The 6536-nt window shown below is 58.4% G+C and carries 4 protein-coding genes; all 4 read right to left on the reverse strand.

Translation table 11 applies throughout. The annotated features are described in order from the left end of the window. Positions 1 to 58: 58 nt before the first annotated feature. The 4 genes from ABWO67_RS09015 to ABWO67_RS09030 are packed head-to-tail and all read right to left on the reverse strand — an operon-like array spanning position 59 to position 6396. Positions 59 to 2008: a 3-hydroxyacyl-CoA dehydrogenase NAD-binding domain-containing protein gene (locus ABWO67_RS09015; protein WP_353150583.1), complete on the reverse strand. Its 1950-nt coding sequence runs from the start codon at positions 2006 to 2008 to the stop codon at positions 59 to 61. Beyond that, positions 2005 to 3303, reverse strand: a complete 1299-nt coding sequence (locus ABWO67_RS09020) for an acetyl-CoA C-acetyltransferase (protein WP_353150586.1) — start codon at positions 3301 to 3303, stop codon at positions 2005 to 2007. The genes ABWO67_RS09015 and ABWO67_RS09020 overlap by 4 nt, the downstream gene beginning before the upstream one ends. Further along, positions 3293 to 5665, reverse strand: a complete 2373-nt coding sequence (locus ABWO67_RS09025) for an acyl-CoA dehydrogenase (protein ID WP_353150589.1) — start codon at positions 5663 to 5665, stop codon at positions 3293 to 3295. The genes ABWO67_RS09020 and ABWO67_RS09025 overlap by 11 nt, the downstream gene beginning before the upstream one ends. Beyond that, complete coding sequence (locus ABWO67_RS09030; RefSeq protein ID WP_353150592.1) at positions 5662 to 6396, reverse strand: TetR/AcrR family transcriptional regulator; 735 nt, start codon at positions 6394 to 6396, stop codon at positions 5662 to 5664. Before ABWO67_RS09030 ends, ABWO67_RS09025 begins: the two co-directional genes overlap by 4 nt. Positions 6397 to 6536 lie beyond the last annotated feature (140 nt).

Below are 6536 nucleotides of genomic sequence, written 5' to 3' on the forward strand. Positions count from 1 at the left end.
CGGTTGACTCTGGTTCTGGTACTGAGTGGTCGATTTTTATAATGAAAAACTATGGCGATCAAGCAGGCAAGCCAGCATTGCACGCCTTGTAATGTAACGGGCCCCCTGTGAACGGAGCAAAGCCCGTGCCGAAGATGACGCCGGCATCGGCCAAGTCTTGGTCCGCCACGATATTGCGGTCCAGCTGTTCCTGGGTTTTGTTGATCAGCGGTGTGATCAACCTTTGCGCAAGGCCAACTGGAATCGCGCCTGCGCTTTGTTTGACAGGTTTGTTGTTTTTCCATTGATAAAAGCCCTGGCCAGACTTTCGTCCCAGCTCATTGTTCGCCAGATGAGTCTCAAGGCAGGCGGGTGTGTTGGCATCGCCAGAAAGCTGGCTCCCTGCATCGCGGGCGATGTCCAGGCCAACGGTGTCGATAAGTTCAATTGGCCCCATGGGCATACCGAATTCCAGCATAGCGGCATCAATGGTCTCGGGGGCAAGGCCTTCATCCACGCACCGCATCGCTTCCAGCATATAAGGCGCAAGGACGGCATTCACAAGGAAACCGGGGGTGCTTTGCACTGGCAGGGGCAGTTTGCCGATCTGGCCTACGAAGGCATAGGTGGCTGCTTTGACGTCGGGGTCTATGGTGGCGGTCTCGACGACTTCGACCAATGGCATTTTGGCAACGGGGTTGAAGAAATGTATGCCTATCAGTCGTTGCGGTGCTCGCAGTCCGGTGCATAATTCTTCCAGCGAAAGGCTGGACGTATTGGTGGCAAGTACGGCGCCGGGCTTGAGCAGGGGCTCTATTTGCGCATACAGGCTGCGCTTGATGTCGGCGTTTTCCGTAATGGCTTCGATGACGACATCGGCGTGCCGCAGGCCATTGCCATTCAAATCGGGGATCAGGCGGTCGGCGGCGGCACGCGCTTCCCGAGGATCCTTCTTTTTTCGTGCAAACAGCGCGTTGGCACGGCCTTGCGCTACGGCTATCCGGCTGCGATCCTGATCTTGCAGGGTCACCGTCAGGCCCTTCAAGGCACACCATGCAGCGATATCTCCGCCCATGACGCCTGCGCCTATAACGTGTACATGCTGCGCAGCCGGCTGCTTGCGCCCCTTTTTGCCGAAGGCTTTCAAGCGTTCTTGCAAATGGAATACCCGCAGCAAATTGCGGGCCGTGTCGGAACGAATCAATTGGTCGACCAGTTCGGGCGCTTTGAGGGCATTGCCATTGTGCTTGGCCCAAATTTCCAGAATGGCACGCGGCGCCAGGTAATGCTGGTATGGGTCGCGTGCGTTCAGCTTCTTAAGGGTTTGTTTGGCTACCAGTGGCCGAGCCAGCGGGTGATTCATCCATCCGCCCAAGCCCGGAGCTTTGCGTAGCGGCTTTTGGCTTAGCACCTGCATTTTTGCTGCCTGATCCATGAGCCGGGGGGCGACCAACCCATCTGCCAGCCCGAGTTTGGCAGCCTTGCGCGCATCTTGAGGGCGCCCGCTTAGCATCATGTCGAGCGCGGCTGGCGCGCCGATCAGTGCGGGCAGCCGCCGCATGCCACCCCAGCCTGGGAATATTCCCAGCATGACTTCCGGCAATGATAGGGAGGTATCGGGCTGGTCTACCACCAGGCGGTATCGGCAGGCCAAGGCCATTTCCAGTCCGCCGCCCAGGCAGTGTCCGCGTATCAGGGCCAGGGTGGGGTAGGGGACTTTGGCCAGGCGATTGAAAAGCGTCCAGCCGCGTGAAACCAGCGCTATGCCTTTTTCGGGTGTATCCAGTTCGGCGAATTCGTCAATGTTGGCGCCAGCGATGAAGCCGGCGTCTTTGGTTGAACGGATGATCAGGCCTGCGGGCGGGTTGCGCTCGAAATAGTCCAGTGCCTGGCTGAATTCGTCGAGTACTTCCGCCGAAAGACGATTTACAGAGCTATCGACGCAATCGATACTTAGCCAGGCGACGTTGTCGGCATCGAGCTGGCAACTGAAGTTTTGCAGGCCCAGGGATTCGAGAGTAGTCGTCATGATGATGCCTTGTCGTCGCAGGTTTCTATCAGCATTGCACCGCCTTGGCCGCCGCCTATGCAGATCGTGGCAATACCGCGCTTGAGCTGACGAGCACGCAGCGCATTCAGCAGGTGAAGCACGATACGGGCACCCGATGCGCCGACCGGATGCCCCAGGGCGATGGCGCCACCATCTACATTCAAGCGGTCAGGGTCAAGCCCCCCGAGCGCGTCGCGCCCCAAGTGTTCCTGGCACCACGCGTCGTCATTCCAGGCCGCCACGCAGCCCAGCACTTGGGCGGCGAATGCTTCGTTTATTTCCCATAAGTCCAGGTCGTTCAGCCCGAGTTGGTGGCGCTCGAGAATAGGTGTGGCGGCATGCACAGGACCCAGGCCCATGGTTGCCGGGTCGAGGCCCGCCCATTGGGCGTCAGTGATGCGGCCTAGCGGCTTGAGTTGGTAGCGATCCACTGCGGATTGCGATGCCAGTAACAGCAACGCTGCGCCATCAGTGACTTGCGAACTGTTGCCTGCCGTGACATTGCCCCAAGGCTTATCAAATACGGGTTTCAGTGTTGATAACTTGGCAGGAGTGGAGTCTTCGCGTATGCCGTCGTCTTCGGCGTACAGGCTGCCTTTCTGATCGGTAAGGGGGGCAATTTCATGGAACGCCCCGGCATGCCGGGCGGCAAGCGCGCGCAGATGGCTTTGGGCCGCATAGCTGTCCATATCCTGGCGACTTAGCTTGAAACGGTGCGCCAGGTTTTCAGCGGTTTGCCCCATGGACAAGCCAATGACCGGGTCGGTCAAGCCTTTGAGCAGGCCAATGACCGGCGCCAGGTATCTGGGGCGCAAGGTCTTGAGCGTGGCCAGTTTTTGCCCAAGGCTGCGGCTTTTGCCCCAGGCTGCCAGCCAGCTGACCATTTCGTCAGTAAACAAAATGGGGGCTCGGGACAGGGCGTCGACACCCCCTGCCAGCACCAGGTTGCTGCGGCCTGTCTGGATAGACATCACGCCAGAATCCAGTGCCTGCATGCCTGACGCGCAATTGCGCATGACTGTCCAGCCTGGCACTTTGTGCCCGCAGCCCAAGCGCAGCGATATGACACGGCCGATATTGGTTTCATCGGGAGAGGGGGCGGCGCAGCCAATGATTACCTCGTCCAGGTCCGTGGGGTTGAACGACTGGCGTAGCAGCAGTTCCCGCCCCGTCTGGACAGCCAGGTCGGAAGCCGAGAATGGACCTGGTGCGTTGCGCGCCTTCAGAAAAGGGCTGCGTGCGCCGTCTACGATATATACCGGTTCAAATGCCATGTTGAGCGGTGTCCTTGTGCGACGTTATGTCAGATGAAGGCGTTCTCGTGTTCGCGCCTTTCAGATCAAAGGGGAAGTCGTCCACGGCAATAACGCGATCGCGCAAGGCGTTGCGATGGCTGACGGTTTCATATTCGTTGTCAGTGATTCCGCCTGCCGCATGCACTGCCTGGGCGATATCGCGTACGTTGGCAGCGGGGCTGTCGTCTAGCTGTCCGCTTTTTTCAAACTGGCGTATCTTGGCGTCGATGGCTTCGGTACCCAGGCTTGCAGCAAATGCCGCTTCGATGGCGCCGATAGGTTCCGTCGTGTCCGTTGGAATAAAGCAATCATGGGTGAGACGGTCGCGGGTGGCGCCAGGCATGGTCAGCAAGCGCGCCACGGCCTGGCCGAGCTTGTCGGACGGCGGGGTGAAGGGGTGCCCAAATGGAAACACCAGTATGCGCAAACCGGCGGCAATGGCGCGATTGGGAAAGTTGGCCAACACGCCGTCAAATGCGATTTGCAGCTTATGCATGGCGTCTTGTATGGCCCAGTGTGCAAGGGGCGCATCGTCGGCCTGGCGACCATCATCTTCAAAGCGTTTGAGCGTGGCGGACATCAAATACATTTGCGACAAGATATCGCCGAGTCGCCCCGACAAGCTTTCACGCATTTTCAAGGACCCGCCCAGCACCAGCATGGACGTATCGGCGAAGACGGCGAAAGCGCTTGAGTAGCGGCTTAGCTGGCGATAGTAGTGAGCCATTTCAGGCGCTACGTCAACATCGATGTTGACAAGGCGCGCGCCGGTAAGACTGTGGCCCAGCGAACGAAAGACATTGCCGACTGTAAAGCGGACATGGCCCCAGAAAGCCTGGTCAAAGTCATCCAGGCCTTGCTTGCGATCGGGGTGCTGCGCCGCATGCATTTCTGCCAGGACATAGGGATGGCACCGTATGGCGCCCTGGCCGAAGATAATCAGGCTGCGCGTCAGGATGTTGGCGCCTTCCACCGTAATGCCCACGGGGATTTGCTGATAGGCGCGGCCCAAAAAGTTTTGCGGGCCTAGGCAAATGCCTTTGCCGCCAATGATATCCATGCCGTCGTTGACCACGCTGCGGCCACGCTCGGTGAGGTGATATTTGACGATGGCCGAGACCACTGACGGCTTTTCACCAAGATCGATGGCGGTGGCTGTCATGGTGCGCGCCGCGTCGATCAGGTAGGTATTGCCGCCTATGCGTGCCAGCGCTTCTTCTATGCCTTCGAACTTGCCGATAGGCGTGCGAAATTGGTTGCGAATTCGGCAGTAGGCGCCCACTGCACGGGTTGTCATTTTCGCCATGCCGGTAAACGACGAGGGCAAGGAAATAGAGCGACCGGCGGCCAGGCATTCCATAAGCATGCGCCAACCTTGCCCTGCCATTTCGGCACCGCCGATGATGAATTCCAGCGGCATGAAAACATCGGCGCCGCGTGTGGGGCCGTTCATGAACATGGCGTCCAGCGGATAGTGCCGGCGGCCGGTCTCTACGCCCGGATGGTTGGCGGGCACCAGTGCGCAGGTGATACCGATGTCTTTTTTATTGCCCAGCAAGCCGTCCGGATCGTATAGGCGGAACGCCAACCCCAGCAGTGTGCAGACGGGGGCAAGCGTAATGTAGCGCTTGTCCCAGCTAACGCGCATGCCCAGCACTTCGCGCCCTTCCCATTCGCCTTTGCACACGATGCCGCTGTCGGGGATGGCGGCCGCATCCGAGCCTGCCCAGGGGCTGGTTAGCGCGAAGGCAGGAATGTCCTGGCCGGTGGCCAGGCGCGGCAAGTAATGGCTTTTTTGCGCGTCGGTGCCATAGTGCAAAAGCAGTTCGGCGGGCCCTAGCGAGTTGGGCACCATGACGGTGACCGAGAGGGCCGAATTGCGTGTTGATAACTTAGTGACTATTTGCGAGTGCGCCAGCGCGGAGAAGCCGCGGCCGCCATATTCCTTGGGGATAATCAGGCTAAGAAAGCGGTTTTCCTTGATGTATTGCCATACCGGTTGCGGCATGTCGTACAGTTCGTGGGTTACTTGCCAGTCGTCTATCATCGCGCAGACGGTTTCAACTTCGTTATCCAGAAAGTCGCGTTCTTCCTGGGACAAAGTCGGTTTGGGAATGGCATGCAGCCTGGCCCATTGCGGCTTGCCGCGAAACAATTCGCTTTCCCACCAGACTGTGCCGGCTTCCAAAGCCTCGCGTTCCGTATCGGACATTTGCGGAAGGATTTTTTGGTACAAAGCGAAGATACGCCGCGACAATAAGGCGTAGCGTAGCGGCTTTACCCCTAGCACGATGCATGCCGCGACGGCGATTGCGATCAATAGAATCAGAAGAGTACTCATGCAAGGTTCCTGGTTGCGCCATTGCTGGCGCCGTCGTGCCTGTTCTCGCTGTTGGGCAATAGTGGGCCATCGTTGGGCAGCGGAGCGCGTAGTCCGCCCAGCAGAAAGCTCATCAGCCGGGCAAGGAGTTTTTGGGTGTTGGCGGCGTGATCGCTATGTTCGGGCTCCGGCCAGTTCATGACCAGACGCAATACATCGGCGCCCGAAATGGCATAAGACGTGGCGCCCAGCATGAAGTGAAACCGCCAGATGATTTCCTCTTCTGGTACGTCGGGTAGCGATTTGAGCAAAGCATGCTTGAAACGCTCGAGGATGCCGGTATGTTCGTCGACAAATAGCGTGCGTATGAAACCGCCTGGATCAGACATGTTGCGTTCCAGCAGGGGTACGAAGGCTTTGTGGTTGTGGTCGGCGCCTGTGGCGTAGCGCACCAGCGGCCCGAAGAAGGCTTCGACAATTTGAGAGGGCTTTAGTGGTTGGCCCTTGGCCTGATTTTCCAGATCATCCAATATTGCCAGGCGCTCTTGATTGAGCGCGGCCAGGCGACGCTGGAAAACCGCCTGAACGAGTCCGTCTTTTGAGCCGAAGTGATAATTGACCGCCGACAGATTTACGTTTGCCGTAGCGGTAATCTGACGCATGGACGTGTTGTCGTGCCCTTGTTGGGCGAACAAGTGTTCCGCGGCGTCGAGAATAATGTCACGAGTACTGAGAGGGCGGGATTGGGTCATATGGCCTAGTTCAAACGTTTGTTTGAATATACGCGTCATGACCCGCTAATGAAACCTAGTGTTTACACGTAGCCTACAGGCGCGCTACTGCGCGGACGTGGTCGGGACGGTTTTTCGTTCTTGAGAAAGGCGGGTGTGTC

Origin of the sequence: Pollutimonas bauzanensis (genome assembly GCF_040393045.1) — a bacterium.
Taxonomy (GTDB): domain Bacteria; phylum Pseudomonadota; class Gammaproteobacteria; order Burkholderiales; family Burkholderiaceae_B; genus Pollutimonas; species Pollutimonas bauzanensis_A.